The sequence below is a fragment of the Thermococcus pacificus genome (genome assembly GCF_002214485.1).
Taxonomy (GTDB): domain Archaea; phylum Methanobacteriota_B; class Thermococci; order Thermococcales; family Thermococcaceae; genus Thermococcus; species Thermococcus pacificus.
Genome location: NZ_CP015102.1, coordinates 986,820 through 1,002,452, shown reverse-complemented (window position 1 = coordinate 1,002,452; position 15,633 = coordinate 986,820). Strand labels below are relative to the sequence as shown.

20 protein-coding genes are annotated in these 15,633 nt (G+C 55.5%); 8 read left to right on the top strand and 12 right to left on the bottom strand.

Annotated elements, in window-relative coordinates:
- Nucleotide 1: 1 nt before the first annotated feature.
- The 5 genes from A3L08_RS05605 to A3L08_RS05585 all read right to left on the bottom strand — a co-directional run bounded on the left by A3L08_RS05605 (nt 2) and on the right by A3L08_RS05585 (nt 3,303).
- Nucleotides 2-388, bottom strand: coding sequence for a ribonuclease III family protein (locus tag A3L08_RS05605; RefSeq protein WP_088854080.1), 387 nt, complete (start codon nt 386-388; stop codon nt 2-4).
- Nucleotides 385-1,707 carry a hypothetical protein gene (locus tag A3L08_RS05600; protein WP_088854079.1) on the bottom strand — a complete coding sequence of 441 codons (1,323 nt, stop codon included), beginning with the start codon at nt 1,705-1,707 and terminating at the stop codon, nt 385-387. The genes A3L08_RS05605 and A3L08_RS05600 overlap by 4 nt, the downstream gene beginning before the upstream one ends.
- A gap of 96 nt (nt 1,708-1,803) precedes the next feature.
- Nucleotides 1,804-2,091: a DNA-directed RNA polymerase subunit L gene (locus tag A3L08_RS05595; protein ID WP_088854078.1), complete on the bottom strand. Its 288-nt coding sequence runs from the start codon at nt 2,089-2,091 to the stop codon at nt 1,804-1,806.
- The gene (locus A3L08_RS05590) at nt 2,081-2,713 is read right to left on the bottom strand and encodes a DUF2067 family protein (protein WP_088854077.1); all 633 of its coding nucleotides are present in this window, start codon (nt 2,711-2,713) and stop codon (nt 2,081-2,083) included. The genes A3L08_RS05595 and A3L08_RS05590 overlap by 11 nt, the downstream gene beginning before the upstream one ends.
- Nucleotides 2,713-3,303, bottom strand: a complete 591-nt coding sequence (locus A3L08_RS05585; protein WP_088854076.1) for an exosome complex RNA-binding protein Csl4 — start codon at nt 3,301-3,303, stop codon at nt 2,713-2,715. Before A3L08_RS05585 ends, A3L08_RS05590 begins: the two co-directional genes overlap by 1 nt.
- Nucleotides 3,304-3,424: 121 nt before the next feature.
- On the opposite strand from A3L08_RS05585, the gene A3L08_RS05580 reads away from it, so the two are divergent.
- A complete protein-coding gene (locus A3L08_RS05580; protein ID WP_088854075.1) occupies nt 3,425-5,305 on the top strand; it encodes a threonine--tRNA ligase in 1,881 nt (626 codons plus the stop codon).
- On the opposite strand, the gene A3L08_RS05575 is transcribed toward A3L08_RS05580, so the two are convergent.
- From A3L08_RS05575 to A3L08_RS05560, 5 genes are all read right to left on the bottom strand, one after another.
- On the bottom strand, nt 5,264-5,929 hold the full coding sequence (locus tag A3L08_RS05575) for a hypothetical protein (RefSeq protein ID WP_232461675.1): 666 nt from the start codon (nt 5,927-5,929) through the stop codon (nt 5,264-5,266). The genes A3L08_RS05580 and A3L08_RS05575 overlap by 42 nt on opposite strands.
- Nucleotides 5,907-6,083 carry a hypothetical protein gene (locus A3L08_RS10120; RefSeq protein ID WP_232461674.1) on the bottom strand — a complete coding sequence of 59 codons (177 nt, stop codon included), beginning with the start codon at nt 6,081-6,083 and terminating at the stop codon, nt 5,907-5,909. The genes A3L08_RS05575 and A3L08_RS10120 overlap by 23 nt, the downstream gene beginning before the upstream one ends.
- 1 nt (nt 6,084) lies before the next feature.
- A complete protein-coding gene (locus A3L08_RS05570; RefSeq protein WP_088854074.1) occupies nt 6,085-6,759 on the bottom strand; it encodes a TBP-interacting protein in 675 nt (224 codons plus the stop codon).
- A 100-nt stretch (nt 6,760-6,859) separates the two neighbouring features.
- Entirely contained in the window at nt 6,860-7,654 is a 795-nt protein-coding gene (gene uppS, locus A3L08_RS05565; RefSeq protein WP_088854073.1) for a polyprenyl diphosphate synthase, read from the bottom strand.
- 6 nt (nt 7,655-7,660) lie between these two features.
- Nucleotides 7,661-8,185, bottom strand: coding sequence for a gamma carbonic anhydrase family protein (locus A3L08_RS05560; RefSeq protein ID WP_088854072.1), 525 nt, complete (start codon nt 8,183-8,185; stop codon nt 7,661-7,663).
- A 71-nt stretch (nt 8,186-8,256) separates the two neighbouring features.
- Here A3L08_RS05560 and hjc point away from each other — a divergent pair, with 71 nt between their 5' ends.
- The 7 genes from hjc (at nt 8,257) to A3L08_RS05530 (ending at nt 13,287) form a co-directional block, all read left to right on the top strand.
- Nucleotides 8,257-8,658 carry a Holliday junction resolvase Hjc gene (gene hjc / locus A3L08_RS05555; protein WP_088854071.1) on the top strand — a complete coding sequence of 134 codons (402 nt, stop codon included), beginning with the start codon at nt 8,257-8,259 and terminating at the stop codon, nt 8,656-8,658.
- Nucleotides 8,648-10,207: a COG1470 family protein gene (locus A3L08_RS05550; RefSeq protein WP_088854070.1), complete on the top strand. Its 1,560-nt coding sequence runs from the start codon at nt 8,648-8,650 to the stop codon at nt 10,205-10,207. Before hjc ends, A3L08_RS05550 begins: the two co-directional genes overlap by 11 nt.
- A gap of 73 nt (nt 10,208-10,280) precedes the next feature.
- Nucleotides 10,281-11,318, top strand: a complete 1,038-nt coding sequence (locus A3L08_RS05545) for a lysyl aminopeptidase (RefSeq protein WP_088854069.1) — start codon at nt 10,281-10,283, stop codon at nt 11,316-11,318.
- Nucleotides 11,319-11,390: 72 nt separating this feature from the next.
- The gene (locus A3L08_RS05540) at nt 11,391-11,783 is read left to right on the top strand and encodes a HepT-like ribonuclease domain-containing protein (protein WP_232461673.1); all 393 of its coding nucleotides are present in this window, start codon (nt 11,391-11,393) and stop codon (nt 11,781-11,783) included.
- Nucleotides 11,780-11,926 (top strand): hypothetical protein, encoded by a 147-nt coding sequence (locus tag A3L08_RS09890; protein WP_232461672.1) that lies wholly within the window; start codon nt 11,780-11,782, stop codon nt 11,924-11,926. Before A3L08_RS05540 ends, A3L08_RS09890 begins: the two co-directional genes overlap by 4 nt.
- Complete coding sequence (gene cyaB, locus A3L08_RS05535; RefSeq protein ID WP_088854068.1) at nt 11,923-12,456, top strand: class IV adenylate cyclase; 534 nt, start codon at nt 11,923-11,925, stop codon at nt 12,454-12,456. The genes A3L08_RS09890 and cyaB overlap by 4 nt, the downstream gene beginning before the upstream one ends.
- 3 nt (nt 12,457-12,459) lie before the next feature.
- Nucleotides 12,460-13,287, top strand: coding sequence for a hypothetical protein (locus A3L08_RS05530; protein WP_088854067.1), 828 nt, complete (start codon nt 12,460-12,462; stop codon nt 13,285-13,287).
- On the opposite strand, the gene A3L08_RS05525 is transcribed toward A3L08_RS05530, so the two are convergent.
- Together A3L08_RS05525 and A3L08_RS05520 are read right to left on the bottom strand one after the other, a co-directional pair.
- Entirely contained in the window at nt 13,241-14,101 is an 861-nt protein-coding gene (locus A3L08_RS05525) for an energy-coupling factor ABC transporter ATP-binding protein (RefSeq protein ID WP_088854066.1), read from the bottom strand. The two genes, A3L08_RS05530 and A3L08_RS05525, sit on opposite strands and share 47 nt — an antisense overlap.
- On the bottom strand, nt 14,098-15,579 hold the full coding sequence (locus A3L08_RS05520; RefSeq protein WP_088854065.1) for a TrkH family potassium uptake protein: 1,482 nt from the start codon (nt 15,577-15,579) through the stop codon (nt 14,098-14,100). Before A3L08_RS05520 ends, A3L08_RS05525 begins: the two co-directional genes overlap by 4 nt.
- Nucleotides 15,580-15,633: the final 54 nt, after the last annotated feature.

Below are 15,633 nucleotides of genomic sequence, written 5' to 3'. Positions count from 1 at the left end.
GTTAAATCTCCAGCCTTTCTTTTATCACTTTGAATACCTCCGCGAAGGCCCTTCCTATTACCTCTTTCCTCCTTGAGAAGTGAGTAACGTCCTCGGTGAAGTTCGCCCTCAGGATTCTGGCGGCTTCATCGACCGTTATCTTTCCCTCAAGCCAGGCGTAGGCGAAGATTGCCTCCGCTATGTCACCCTTCCCGTGCTTGTCAGTTCTGGGCGGGATGGCGTTCCTCAGTCCAGCAAGCTCAAGCGCCATTGCTAGCGAAGCGTTGGGAACCCTCTCGCCGGTCGGTTTCTCCAAGTACTCGCTCAGGGCGAGAGAAAAGGTGAAGTTGACCAGCGAATCACCGAACTTTGCAAGCCCCTTATCGGTGAAGTTCTTCTCGTACCTCATGCGCTCACCCGAATCCTCTCCGAGAGCCAGGCTTTAAGGCTTTTGAGATATGGTAAAGTTGCGGAGAGCACGATCATATAGAGGAGCGTCGTGAGTATCAGGCTGTAAACCAAGTAGAACCCCTCCTGAGAAACTCCCAAGGTGAAGCGGTCGACAAACCGGTAGACAGTCCAGTCCGGATCCTTCATGTGAACCTGGAACCAGAACTCAGTGGGCTGGAGGATTGGCCAGAGACCGATGTAAACCGCGGCGATAAACGAGAGGGCCCTGGTGACCAGGGAAGCCCTTCCCTCATGAAAGGCCATAATCACCAGAAATGCCACCAGTGGGAGGAGGTACTGCGGGTTAACGCGCCAGTAGGTGGCGGTAAAGACCGTGTAGGCGAGGGTGGAGGAGGTCACCACGTCCCTCTCGAAGGAGTGCCTCATAAGAACGAGGAGCATCAAAAATCCAGCGGGAACGTACCAGTATCGCAGGAGGGGCATTGTTTCCATCCTATAGGTGACGTGCAAATAGGTGGCGAGGCTTGAGAGGCCGTTCATGCTGTACGACACGGGGAGGGGATAGGAAACCTCCATGCCCCTCATGAGCTCGGGGATTGACGAGAGGCTGGAAGGACAGAGGAGGAGCATGGGGAGGAAAGGGATGAAAACACCCAGGGCGAAGAAAACCACACGTCTGAGCCCCTTCCTTCCCATCAGGAGCCACTCCCACAGGAGAACCACCGCAGGGAAGAGGAGGGTGTGTTTCACCGTCAGGGAGAAGCCGGCCAGAACCGGCGAGAGGTACTCCCTGCGTTCCAAATATATGGCAAGGAGGAAAAACAGCAGGGCCAGTCCGTCGAACATCCCGTAGATTGAGGAAACGTGGATGACCATGGGGTTGAGGTAGTAGAAAGCTGCTGCGAGAAGGGCCGCTTTTTTTCCTTTTTCCTTCAGGAGGCAGTAGATCAGGAGCGCGACGAGAACATCTGCAGCGATGAAGACCAGCTTCACAGCGAAGGCCCAGGTTGGGTCGACGTAGACGTGGTAAACGCCACCACCCCACGAGGTCTCCACCCAGCCGCCGACAAGGGCCCTTATGCCCTCGAGGATGTAGGCCATCACCGGGCCGTAGACGTAGGGCCATGGGTAAGGCCAGTCCTTTGCCGAGAAACCGACGGCGTCAGCGTAGGAGTAGAAACACGCGCCGTGCTGGAGCATTGTCCCGGCGAAGCCATAGAACTGGGTCAGGTCACTGCCGGCAGAATAAGGCGCGAGGGCGAGCCGAACCGCGAGCCCAGCTATGAGCAGGAGCGCGAGGGCATTCCGGGACCTCAATTATTCCACCTCAAGAGGAGGCTTTCAACTGGAAGTTAGAAAAGCCCTGCATTTAAGGGTTTCGGGGGGAGCGGGTGGAAACTAAAAGAAAAGGGCTCACTCCTTGAGCGCGGCGTTCCAGGCCTCGAGAACGGCCCTGGCCCTGTCGAATATCTTCTGGGCTGCCTCCTCGAGTGCCTTCTCCGGTGTTACTTTCCCGTCGGTCACAACTCTGAACTTCGGCTTTCTGGCCATGAGGACCGGGTGCTCGATGGTGTAGCCCGCGAAGGTTACATGCTTGTTCTCGTGGAGCACCTCGTTGAGCAGGTTGGCGAAGGTGTGGTCTTCACCCTCAAGGTAAAACTCAAGGACGTTTTCCTCACGTTTGATGACCTCAATCTTCATTCTCCTCACCCTTTAAGTGTTCAAGTAGCATCTCTAAGGCCTGCTCCTTGTTCTTCACCAGTTCGTATTTAAACTTATCCTCCTTCCACTCGGCCGCACCGAGGTCTACCAGGATGTCAATAACTTCCTCAGGGTCGAGATCAAAGGCAACTGAAACGGGGAGAACGACCTCCCTTATCTGTCTCGTCGTGTTGAGCGAAACATCCGAGAGATATCTTCCGAGCCTTTCCGTGACCTCTACCATCTCCTCCCAGGGCATTGAAGTCACGAGTTCGTCGTCCCTCAGCTCGACGTTCTCCCCGAGAAGCTCAAGGGTCTTGACGAGGACGGGCGTCGAAACGCTCGCCCCGGCTTCTCTGAGCAGGTCGTCCACCGTGTAGCGGTATAATCCTCGTTTGTCGGGGTAGAGCTTGGCCCTGACGCGGTGGTGTATCTCCCTGATCTTCCTTATCGCTTCCCTTATCTCGTCCTTCGTCCCCTGGACGTTTATTTTGAGGTCGTTGAGCTTGCCGTGGACGTAGATGAAAGCTGGGAGGCGGAGCCGCTGGAGCTCCCTCATGAACTCCTCCTTCTCACGGTCGTCGCGGACGTGTATGGTTATTACCTTCTTTGCCCTCGCCATCAGACCTTCACCTTCCTGTAGAGAGAGGAGAGCTTCCTCGTCTCGACGTGGCCGCAGCGCGGACAGATGAGCTTATCCCCACGCCTAACCAGCGGCGTTCTGCACCTCGTGCAGAGGGCGTAGATGACACCGAGGTCGGGGTCCTTCGTGGAGAGCTGTATCGGGCTCTTCTCGGTGGCTATTACCCTGGCCCTGACGATGTCACCAATCCTGAACTCGTTGGCTAGGTTGTCAACGTAGCCGTTCCTGGCCTGGGAGATGTGTATGCCTGCGAGCTTTGAAGTCGCTATCTCCCTATCGTTGTTTCTGCCCTCGATTTTAACTATCTGAACTATCGCCGCCTGGGGCTTGACCTCAATGACCCTTGCTATGACCACATCGCCGACCTTTGGGAGGGGCGGTGTGTCGGTTACAGGCTCGACGCTTATTTCCATCCTGTCCGGGTCGATTACAACCTTTCCTGCCCTAACAGCATAGAGCTCACCGTTCTCCTCCTTGACTCCATCACCCGGGAAGTACTCCTCGATGACACCGAGGTAGTCACCGGGAAGAACGAGATCGCCGGTCTTTACGCCTTTCTTTCCATCCATTCCTCCCACCTCTCTGAAAGTTCCGGCGCGGATTTTTTAAGCCTTTGGCTCGCGGGAGGATTTATAAGGGAGAGGGGAAAAGTTTTAGTAATTCCGATTGAGCCTATGGTGGTGGTTGAGAATGAGAATGCTTCTGATACACTCCGACTACCTCGAATACGAGGTCAAGGACAAAGCCCTGAAGAACCCGGAGCCAATAAGCGACGAACAGAGGAAGGGCAGGCTCGACGAGGTCTTAGCGGTCTTCATGAGCGTTGAGAAGGTAGACGAGTCGAACCCGGATGAGGTCGTTGAGAAAGCCGTGAAGGAAATCAAGGACGTCGCTTCACAGGTTAAAGCAGAGAAGATATTCGTCTACCCCTTCGCCCATCTGAGCAGCGAGCTGGCAAAGCCGGATGTGGCCCTAAAGATCCTTCAGAAGATCGAGGAGAAGCTCAAGGAGGAGGGCTTCGAGGTCAAGCGCGCACCCTTCGGCTACTACAAGGCCTTCAAGCTGAGCTGCAAGGGGCACCCCTTGGCTGAACTCAGCAGGACGATAGTCCCGAGCGGCGAGGCCGTCTCAAAGGAGGAGCGCAACATAGCCCTCGAAAAGGAGGAGGAACTAAAGAGCTACTGGTACGTCCTCACTCCGGAAGGCGAGCTCATCGAGGTAGACAAGTTCGACTTCACCGGCCACGAAAACCTCAGGAAGTTCGCCAACTACGAGATAAGCAAGAACAGGGTTGCCGACAGGGAGCCGCCGCACGTTAAGCTTATGCTCGAACACGAGCTTGTGGACTACGAGCCGGGAAGCGACGGCGGAAACCTCAGGTATTATCCGAAGGGCAGGCTCATCAAGGGCCTCCTCGAGCAGTACGTAACAGAGAAAGTCGTTGAGTACGGTGCAATGGAAGTAGAAACGCCGATCATGTACGACTTCGAGCACCCGGCCCTTGAGAAGTATCTGAACAGGTTCCCCGCGAGGCAGTACGTCGTCAAGAGCGGTGACAAGAAGTTCTTCCTCCGCTTTGCGGCCTGTTTCGGCCAGTTCCTCATAAAGAAGGACGCGACCATAAGCTACCGCAACCTGCCGCTCAGGATGTACGAGCTCACGCGCTACTCCTTCAGAAGGGAGAAGAGCGGTGAGCTGAGCGGCCTGAGAAGGTTAAGGGCCTTCACGATGCCTGATATGCACACCGTAGCGAGAGACCTCAAGCAGGCCATGGACGAGTTCAAGAAGCAGTACAAGCTCAGCATGGAAGTTCTCAGGGGTGTTGGCCTCACCCCGGACGACTACGAGGTCGCCATAAGGTTCACCGAGGACTTCTGGAACGGGAACAGGGACTTCATCGTCGAGTTGGCCAAGATCATAGGCAAGCCCGTCCTCATCGAGATGTGGAAGCAGAGGTTCTTCTACTTCATCCTCAAGTTCGAATTCAACTTCGTCGACAACCTCGACAAAGCGGCCGCTCTGAGCACCGTGCAGATCGACGTCGAGAACGCCGAGCGCTTTGGAATAACCTACTACGACGAAGAGGGACAGGAGCAGTACCCGCTCATACTCCACTGCTCTCCGAGCGGTGCCATTGAGCGCGTCATGTACGCCATCCTCGAGAAGCAGGCCAAGCTCCAGGCGAAGGGTCAGAAGCCGATGTTCCCGCTCTGGCTCAGCCCGATACAGGTTAGGGTTATACCGGTCAGTGACGATGTAATGGACTATGCTCTCTACGTCGCAGGTAAGCTCGAAGGGGCCAAGATTCGCGTCGATGTTGACGACACCAACGACAGGCTCAACAAGAAGATAAGGAAGGCAGAGAAGGAGTGGGTGCCGTACATCATCGTTGTCGGAAATAACGAGAAGGAGCAGAACACTGTGACGGTGAGGAGGAGAAGCGACGGAAAGCAGGTCGAGATGCAGCTTGAGGATCTCATCAGGGAGATAAAGGCCCAGACGGAGGGCTTCCCATACAGGCCGAGGCCTTTACCGCTCCTCCTCAGCAGGAGGCCGAAGTTCAGGGGCTGACCTCAGCTTTTTGAGCCTTATCCTGTTTGCTCCCTTTTTAATCTTCATTGAATAAACAGCCGGCTCAAAGTCCGGATTTGGTGCTTTTATGAGGTAGAGAATTTCCTTTATGTGGTCTTCACGTATCCATGACTTGGCTAAGAGCACGTAGTCGCTGATGTTGGAAATCCACGCCACAAAGCGCTTTGAAACGATATCAGCATTGACTGGGAGTAGCAGGATGGAGTTTGGCATTCCGACACTCTTTGCCGCGACGGTCTGGTTGAGGAGCCGCAGGGTGTTTTCCTCACCGAGCATCAACGCCGCTCCGTCGAGGGTGTATATTACGCGGAGGGCTTTTCCGGAACGGAGCTTCTCCTCGAGTTCCTCACAGTATATCCTGTCCAGCTTAGGATTTATGGTCTCAGGCTCCACGCTGTCGAGGTAGAACACTCCGGGTAGGCTGTCCTTCAGCTTTGCATACCCGGAGTCGAAGACGTCTATTATCGCCATCTTTTCCCCGCTGAGGGCTTTTTCAACGTCCAAGCCGACGCTTACACCGTGTCTTACAAAGCTCCTCAGGGGAACGCTGTAGTTTGAGACAACTGTGAAATAGCCCTTCTCAATCGCCCTCGTGAGGAACAAGAAAAGAATCTGCCAGGCGGAGGACTGACCTCCTCCCCGCCCTAAAGGGCGAGGCTTTCAGAAGAAAAAAGTAAGCGTCATAGACGACGGCTATGCTTGCACCCTGAACCTGTTCTTCCCCGTTGAATATCTCAAAGAGCTCCGTACCCGGCAAATCAGCCACCGGCTCCGGCAGTTATCTCATCCAAAAAGTCCCTCGCCTCCTCGCTTAATTCGTCTCTCTTTATCTCCTTCCCGTACTTGTCGTAGAGCTTCCCTTCCTGGAAGTTTATCTCAAAGACCTCGTAGTGCTCCTCGCTCTTCTCGTGGTGTTTTATGCCGTGCCCCTTCAGGTGTCCCTCAAGGCTCTCGACGTCGACGTACTTCCCGCAGACTTCACACTTGTAGAACTGCCAGAAGGCGTAGTCCTGACCGGCGAGCATGTTGTTCTTTATGTGGTTGATTAAAGCCCCCCCAAGGTATTCGTAGAAGTCCTCCTGGACGAGCTTTCCACCGTCTTCAACGATTTTAAAGCCACTCCAGACGATGTGGTCGTTTATATCTGCAAGGGTCGCCTTGATGTAGCGGTAGGTCAGGATGAAGGCCCCGTTGTGAACAAAGAAGACGCTCTTGTCGGGGATGGCGATTATCCTTATCCCTTCGGGCTTCTCCTCCTCCGCGAGCTTCTGGGCGTGCTCCCTGTCGTCGGCAACGTCTATGAAGACTTTCACGTTGCTCTTCTTGTGGGTTCCGATTATTCTGTCCCCCGTGATCTCCCAGTGGTAATCGTCGAGATACCTGACCTGTGCGTAGACCCTCTTAATCCTCGGACTCAGTTCGCCGTATTCCATCACTCACCACCGCTGAGAAGTCGAAGCCAACGTTAATAAGCTTTCGCGGAAAACTTTAAAAAGGGTCGTTCTGGCAGGAGAAGGTTCCGATTGGCGGGAGCTACCTCCCGAAGCGCCTCTGTCTCTTCTGGTACTCGCGGATGATTCTGAGGAAGTCGATCTTCCTGAACTCCGGGAAGTAGACGTCCACGAAGAAAAGCTCGCTGTATGCTATCTGATAGAGAAGGAAGTTGCTTATCCTCACCTCTCCCCCGGTTCTTATCACAATGTCCGGGTCGGACATGTTGGGGTAGTAAAGGTAGCGCTTTATCAGCCCCTCGTCAATGTCCTCGACGCTTATCCTGCCCTCCTGGACGTCCCTCACGATGTCCTTCACGGCATCGGCTATCTCGCTCCTCCCGCCGTAGGCAAGGGCTACGTTTAGGGTGTAGTTCGTGTACTTTCTCGTCACCCTCTCCGCTTCTTCAGCCGCTTTCCTCACGTTCTCTGGCAGGAGTTCCTTCCTCCCGAGGACGTTAACCCTTATGCCGTACTTGTGAACCCTTTCGTCCTGAATAAGCTCCTTGAACTTCTGCTCGAAGAGGTTCATGAGGGCGTTTACCTCCTCGGGCGTTCTCTTGAAGTTCTCGGTTGAGAAAGCGTAGACGGTGAGCGTTCTTATCCCAAGCTCGTGGCACCACTCTAATATCTCCTCAAGCTTTTTAGAACCGAAGAGGTGGCCGTACCAGGGCGGCTTTTCGAGCTTTCTCGCCCACCGCCGGTTCCCATCCATGATTATGGCCACATGGCTGGGAAGCTCTCTGGATTTAACCTTCTCAAGCAGGTATCCCTCGTAGATGTCATAGACGGGCTTAAAAATTATGTGAGGAATATGGGAAAGCAGGCCGCGGAGCATCGGGCATCACTCGATCTTTTTCCTGGACTGGAGGTGCTTTTCCGCAAGCTCCATATAGATTTCAGCGTTCTTCTTCGTCCACTCGATTTCCTCTTCGCTCAGCTGCCTGACGACCTTGCCCGGAACGCCGACGACGAGGCTGTAGTCGGGTATCTCCTTGCCCGGGGGAACGAGCGCTCCCGCTCCTATGATGACGTGCTTGCCAATCTTTGCCCCGTCGAGGATTATGGCGCCCATGCCAATGATGGTGTAGTCGTCGATGGTCGCGCCGTGGACAACGGCGTTGTGGCCGATGGTGACGTACTTCCCTACCCTGGTAGGAAGGCCGTGGGAGGTGTGTATGCTCACGTTGTCCTGGACGTTGGAGCAGCAGCCGATGTAAATCTGCTCTATATCCCCCCTGAGAACCGCTGAAGGCCAGACGCTCGTCTTCTCCTCAAGAACGACGTCGCCGATAACGGAGGCAGTCTCGTCGATGAAGGCCGTTTCGTGAACCTTTGGTTTCTTTCCACCGAGTTCGTAAACCGCCATGAGCATCACCACACTGGCCTCCCCGGCAGTACTTATAAACCTAACCGGGCAAGAGAGGTCGAGGGTGAGCCATGAGGTACAGAACCGGTGCGAGTGCCGAGAGAGAACTGATAAAGATGCTTGAGAAGGCCGGCTTTGCCGTCGTCCGCTCTGCCGGGAGCAAGAAAGTGGACATAGTTGCCGGAAACGGGAGGCTCTACCTCTGCATTGAGGTCAAGAGCACCCACGATGACACGCTCTACTTCAGAGAGGAGGACTACGAGAAGCTCACCTCCTTCGCCGAGCGCTTTGGAGGAAAAGCGGTTATAGCGGTCAAGTTCATAAACCGGGGCTGGCGCTTCTTCTACCCAGAGAACCTCAGGAAGGGGGGCAAAAACTATAAGCTCGACGTCCAGACAAAGGAATATCTGACCTTCGATGAAATCACGGGGAGGCAAGCCTCCCTCGTAGGGGTGATAAACCGTGAGACCTAGGTCCAACCTCCTGCTCTTGGTAGCTCTCGTCCTGCTGTTCCTGCCTGCTGTCAAGGCCTCCGACAGCGCGCTCTTCTCGATAGCACCGCTCAACAACAACTTTACCGCCCTTCCCGGCGATACTGTGGTGGTTCCCTTCAGGCTGGTGAACCTCGGGAGTGAGATCCTCGAGAACGTCACCGTCTATATCACGGGTCCAGCGGGGGACTTCCTCTACCAGAACACGCTCATCTCAGGCCCGATTCCCCCCGGAGGAGACTACAACGGCACCCTCACCATCAAGGTTCTAAACACCGCCCTCGGGAGATACAAGCTCTTCCTCGTGGCCCGCCACAACAGCACCTACAGCCAAGCCCCGGTTTTCGTTAACGTGAAGAGGATAACAGACTATTCCCTGGGGGTTGACTGCAAGGAGCGCTATTTGATTGGAAAGCCCGTCGAGGTGAAACTGAGGATAACCTCAAAGTCAAACGGGATCCTCAGCGGGAGCGTTGGCTACTACATAATCGGCCCTTCCGGAACGGTCCTCAACAGGACCACGGTAACCTTCGTAAAGCCCGGTCAGAGCTGGACCCAGAGGCTTCTCCTGCACGACCTCCCGCTCGGAAACTACGAGGTTCACCTCTGGGCTAACTTCAGCGGGGTCTATAAAGAAACGTGGGGGACCTTCCAAGTCTACAGACGGCACCTTGAATACAAGGTGGGCTTCAGAGACGGCGAGATAAGCGTCTTCGTCTACAACAAAACCGGCTCGGGAGTGAGTGACATCCCGGTCACCATCGGCAATACCACCCTGACGACTGGAGATGATGGCAGGCTGAGCGTTCCTGTTTCTGAGCCTGGGACTTACATCGTTACCCTTGACCTCGATGGGAAGATAGTTCGCGTTCCGGTGGAGGTGAAGGGGCTTAGGATTTCCTACGAGCAGAATAAAACCCGACTCATCGTTGAGGTCCGTGATTCCAACGGTTTCCCCGTTCCCAACGTCACGGTGAAGGCAGTTGGGGCGCTCGACAGGGACTACTCCGTTACGAACTCCTCGGGCAGGGCGGTGATAGACCTGAGAAAAACTGGCTACGGCATAATAATCCTGAGCGCCGAGAACAGCAACTACCTCGGCGCCTCCGCCACCGCCAAGACCTTCCAGCCACCTACTCCAACTCCCACGGAGACGAACACTACACCGTCAAATTCCTCCCCAACGACAATGCCGCCCATTACCACCACGATGGTCCTGACAAAGCCGCCGAAGAACTACGGGCCCCTCCCGCTCATACTCATACTGTCCGGAATCCTGCTGGCGGGAACTTCTTACGTTGCCTTCTTCAGGCCGATAGTCCAGGAGGAGACGATAGACCGCTACTACTTCGTCAAGGTCAGGGCTCCTAAGCTGAAGGGCCTCGATAGCTTCAGCTTCGAGAAGAGAACCAACGCCCTCGAGGTCAGGGCAACGAAGGGGAAGGCCAAAATAGAGGACGGAAGGGTCCTCTGGGAGATAGAGCACCTCGAACCCGGGGAGGAGGCCTACCTCCAGGTTCTCCTTGGGTGATAGTGTTTCCTTTCGCAAACCTTATTAAGCCGGCCGAATACATTCAGATGGAAATCTAAAGGAGGCAAAAGCCATGGTGGACATAGAGCTGCTCAGGAAGGTTGTTGAAACGCCGGGCGTTTCCGGCTACGAGTTTCTTGGAATAAGGGACGTCGTTATAGAGGAGCTGGAACCGGTCGTTGATGAGATATACACTGACAAGCTTGGCAACGTCATAGCCCACAAGAAGGGTAGCGGGCCAAAGATAATGATAGCCGCTCACATGGACAAGATTGGAGTCATGGTCAACCACATAGACAAGGAGGGCTACCTCCACGTCGTTCCTGTTGGAGGAGTTGACCCAAGGACGCTCGTCGCTCAGAGGATCCGCTTCTTCACCGAGAAGGGCGAGCGCTTCGGCGTCGTCGGCCATATACCTCCGCACCTCCAGAAGCCGGAGGACAGGAAGAAGGCCGCTGACTGGGACACCATAGTCGTTGACGTAGGCGTCGACAGCAAGGAGGAGGCCGAGGAGCTTGGCTTCCGCGTTGGCACCGTAGGCGAGTTCGCTCCGGCCTTCGTCCAGCTCAATGAGAACCGCATAGCCACCCCATACCTCGACGACAGGGTCTGCCTCTACACCATGATAGAGGCCGCCAAGAGGCTCGAAAGCCACGAGGCTGACATATACTTCGTCGCCAGCGTCCAAGAAGAGGTTGGCCTCAGGGGAGCGCGCGTCGCGAGCTACGCCATCGACCCAGAGATAGGCATAGCCATGGACGTTACCTTCGCCAAGCAGGTCGGCGACAAGGGCAAAATCGTTCCCAGGCTCGGCGGCGGGCCGGTCATGGACGTCGGACCGAACATCAACCCCAAGATTCGCGCCTTCGCCGATGAGGTGGCTAAGAAGTACAACATACCGCTCCAGGTCGAGGCCAGCCCTAGGCCGACCGGAACCGATGCCAACATAATGCAGATAAATCGCGAGGGCGTCGCCACCGCAGTTCTGAGCGTCCCGATAAGGTACATGCACAGCCAGGTCGAGACCGCTGATTTAAGGGACATCGAGAAGACCATTGAGTTCGCGAAGCACTTCCTCGAGGAGCTTAAACCTATGGACCTTACCCCGTGAGCTTCTTCTTTTTCTACCTTTCAATTTCCCACCGGGAAAAGTTTATACCCCATACCGTCATATTATGTACTGGTGGGGAGATTGAGAGAGAAGGTTCTGGAGAGCATTGAGGCCATCAGGAAGGGAATGCCCCCGTCGCTGGAGGAGTTTAAATCTCTCGGCCTCGCGAAGGACGGGATATACAAGAGACTGGAGTTCGCCATAGGGCTCGTCCTCGAGGGACTAGCGGAGAGGGCTAAAGAGCACGGTGTAATAGCCATCTCCTACGGGGATGTCGTCGCCTCGCTCAGGGAGAAAGGTTTGATCCCCGAGGACGTAGCGGAGAAAGCGACTTTTCTGGCCCAGCTCAGGGAGGTTCTCATATACGACTACGACCTCGTCAACGATGAGATAGCTTTCAGGGACATGGAGGAGTACGCGAAGTTCGTCGAGGACGTCCTGGCCCATCTGGAGGGGTTGACATGATGCTCATCGTGCCCATAGGGAGTGTTGAAGAGTACATCGTTGACGACTTCTCCAACTCGATAGTAGACACCGACATCAAGGGGGCAACATACTGCCCCTCCTGCGAAGCCAGACTGAAGGAAAACCTGGGGGTGGTTTCGTGATAGAGATTGAGGTTAAGGGCTATGCGGACGATAAAATCTTCGAGAGGGTTAGGGAGGACTTCGAGCTGATAAGGCGCGAGTACCACGAGGACACTTACTTCCAGCACCCGTGCAGGGATTTCACCGAGACTGACGAAGCACTGAGGATAAGGGTGAGGCGCTTCAACGGACACTTCGAGGCGTTTCTGACGTACAAGGGGCCTAAGATTGACCCGAACTCCAAGACGAGAAGGGAAATAGAGGTTCCCATAAGTGACCCCGACAAGCACTCGGAGATACTCTCCCGCCTTGGGTTCCAGGAGGTTCTGACCGTCGAGAAGGTGAGGGAGAAATACTACGTGGACAAGGGGATAATCATAGCGCTCGACGAGGTTGAAGGCCTCGGCAAGTTCATCGAGATAGAGGCCCTCGCAGAGAACGAAAGAGCCGTCGAGGAGACCGTTGAGAGGCTGCGGGGTATACTCAAGGAGCTGGGCGTCGAGCGTTTCGAGAGGCGCTCCTACCTGGAACTGCTACTCGAAAGGAGGTGAACCATGGGGAAGCTCGACGAATTCTTCCGAGACCCGCGCGGGGAGAAGAAGCGCTCCGAGCTTGAAGTGCTCGAGGAGATAGAGAGTTATCTGAGTGAGGGCAGGATAGACGATACCATACCCCTCCTCGAGGCGCTCGGGAAGGAGCACAACCTCTACCTCGCGCTGAGGATGATAATAAGGACCATAACAGAGAGCCTCGATGAGGCGGAGAAAAATGGCGGATTAACCGACTACGAACTCGAAAAGACAAAGGAGAGAATTAAAAATCTCGTCCCGGCAGTGAACGGGCTTTTCAACAAGAGGTACCGTGCGCTTCTCCTCTCGGACCTTGCGGTTCTCCTCTACAGGCTCAACGATGAACTCAACGGTGACATGGCCCTCAGGGCGGCCATAAACCTGGCCGGCGATGAGGCGAACATAGTGAGGGACATCCTCATGGAGCTCATAAGGAGAGGTCTCCTGGACAAGGCCGGCTACGCCATGAAAATGGTCAAGGATCCGGAAAAGCTCGACGTCGTCCTGACCCACATAGCGGAGGGCTTTTACCTCGCTGGTGACGTGGAGAAGGCCATGCTTATCCTCAGGCACATAACGAGCCCGTTCCACAGGGCAATGGCCCTCTACTACATGGCGTCCATTGAGGGACAGAGGAACCGCGAAAAGGCCCTCAAGCTCATAGACGCGGCCTTCAAAGAGGCCGAGAAGGTGGAAGACCCGGACGCAAGGTTCGAGCTCAGCCTGAAGCTCTACGACCTGAAGCACTCCATCCTCGGCGAGGGCTTCAACGTGAGGGACATTTTAGAGTGGAGAGAAGCTCCTCAGGAGTGAGAACAACCCGATCGAGCAGTTCCCTCTTTCTGAGCTCGTGGGATACCTCCAGGACGGCAGGCAGTTTGATGCCCAGCCTCCTAAGTTCCTCCGCCTCCTCGGCAATTTCCTCTGGCTTCCCCTCCATCACTATCGACCCGTCGGTCATCACCATGACCCTATCTGCGTAGCGCAGGATGTAGTCGGTGTGGTGCTCCACCAGCACAACGGTCATGCCGTGCTCGCGGTTGAGGAGGGAAACGAGGCCGAGGACTTCCTTCCTGCCAACAGGGTCGAGCTGGCTGGTTGGTTCATCGAGGACGAGTACCGAGGGCCCCATGGCCAGTATGGCGGCTATGGCGAGCCGCTGTTGCTGACCACCACTTAGGTTCGGCGGGAACTCCTTCTCAAGGCCCTTCAAACCTGTCACTTCCAGAGCCCAGCGGAGGCGCCTGAGGATCTCGTTCCTCTCAAGGCCAAGGTTCTCAAGGCCGAAGGCTATCTCCTCCTCCACGGTCATGTTGAAGAGCTGGCTTTCGGGGTTCTGGAGAACCAGGCCTACGACCGTTGAGAGCCTCGCTACGGGGGTTTCCTTTGTGTTGAACTCCTCGCCCGTGCGAGGATCCCTTATAATGACATCCCCCTTAAACTCGCCCCGTATGGAGTTGGGGATGACCCCGTTCAGCGTCAGGCAGAGGGTCGATTTGCCGCTGCCGCTGGGCCCTATTATGCCCAGAAGCTCACCTTCCTTCACGGTGAAGCTCACGTCCCTGAGGGAGTACCTCTCGGCCCTCCGGTACTTGAAGCTCAGGTCTTCCACGGTGATAACGTTCATTTGCCCTTCACCACCCTGGGGACGAGAAGGAACGCGCTTATTATGAACACGAGGGTTGAGAATATCTCAAGCCTTCCTATCCACATGTGGAGGATAAGGAGAACCTTCATGTCGACCGGCATGCTTGGGGAGGTTATTCCAACGCTCAAACCAACGTTGCCCTGGGCGGAGGCCACCTCAAAGAAAGCATCCACGAGGCTCGTCCCCATGCGTATCATCGTGTACACGGTCCCCACGAGGAGGAAGGCTATGTAGGTCATTGTGAAGCTCATGACTTCCTGAACGTCCTCTTCTGTGAAGATGTAGTCGCCGACCTTGCGCTTGATGACGGCTCCCCTCGGCAGTATCGCCTGCTGGAGGGTCCATTTGAGGCTCTCGTACATCAGCGTGACACGGATGAGCTTTATACCACCGGCGGTACTTCCCGCTCCACCGCCTATGACCATGAGGATGCCCAGTATGAACTTGCCGAGCTCGGGGTACTTACTGAGGTCAGCAATCCCGAAACCGGTACAGGTAATGGCCGAGACCGCGTGGAAAACGGACTGGCGGATGGAATCTGCAGGGGTATCCCCAATCTGGAGGAGGCTGTAGGCCGTTATGGCCACCGTAGGAACGAGGAAGAAGAACATGTACCTGACCTGAATGTCCTCGAAGAAGGGCTTCAGGCGCCTGTTCACGAACATCTTGTAGTGGACGGTGAAGTTGACGGCACCCATTATCATGAGAAATATTGTGACGGCCTCTATAGCGGTGCTGTTGAAGTACCCGATGCTGAGGTCGTGGGTGCTCATACCGCCGGTTCCGAGGCCGGTCATGGCGTGGGTCACGGCATCGAAGAGGGGCATGCCGTTGATATAATAGAGGTATATGCCAGCGACCGTCAGGATGAAGTATATCTGGAAGATGACCTTTGATGTGTTCACGAGGTTGGGCAGGATCCTCTCACTCCTCGCCTCGGCCCTATAAAGCCTCGCTGCAGCGACGCCCGGGCGTATGAGAACTGTCAGTGCAACGAGGACTATACCGATACCACCGAGCCACTGCATCCAGGCGCGCCAGAAGAGGAGTATGCGAGGGTAGCTCTCCAAATGGCTCATCATTGTGAGCCCCGTGCCGGTCCATGCGCTCATGCTCTCAAAGTACGAGTCGACAAAGGACATGTGGGCTATCGCCATGAACGGGATAACGCTTATCGCGGAGGCAAAGAGCCACGTGAAGGCGGCCGACACCATGGCCTGCCTCAGGTTAACGTCCTCGATTTTCCCCATGTGCCTGCTCAGCCACGCCCCGAGTAGTATGCTGAACACTCCCGGGGCGGCGAAGTAAACAACGTATTTGATCTCCTCTGGATAAAACCACCCGAGGAGCACGGGGATGAGGTAGGCGATTCCAACGCCCTGCAGGATAGAGCCGATGAGGTTTTTGACGACGAACAGGTCATCCGAGATGTTGATGTGCTTGCCGAGCTCCAGCATAGGCCCACCGTAGGGGTAGCGCTCACAGGGAATAAAAGGTTTTCCCGTGGAAAG